The organism is Lysinibacillus sp. GbtcB16, assembly GCF_019091145.1.
GTDB lineage: Bacteria > Bacillota > Bacilli > Bacillales_A > Planococcaceae > Lysinibacillus > Lysinibacillus fusiformis.
Genome location: NZ_JAGXJV010000366.1, coordinates 1 through 274 on the forward strand (window position 1 = coordinate 1; position 274 = coordinate 274).

The 274-nt window shown below is 55.8% G+C and carries 1 pseudogene; it reads left to right on the top strand.

The features are described from left to right. A pseudogene (locus KVT27_RS24575) lies at positions 1–274 on the top strand (MFS transporter); the annotation flags it as partial.

A 274-nucleotide genomic window follows, 5' to 3' on the forward strand; every position in this document is an offset into this window, starting at 1 on the left:
TGTTTGGGTGCAGCCGCACTGCTGGGGATCGGGAACGGGGCTGTCTTCAAAATGGTGCCGGAGGTATCCACGGGCAATACGGGAGCGGTGACGGGTATTGTCGGTGCTGCCGGCGGTGTTGGCGGATTCTTCCCGCCGATCGTGCTTGGTATCATTAAAGATTTGTCGGGCGCGTACACGCTAGGATTCATACTTCTTATGCTATTTGCCTTCGTATGTTTGTGGATGAATCTGGCCACCAGACGTATGGCGATTCGTAGACAGAGCACGGCGG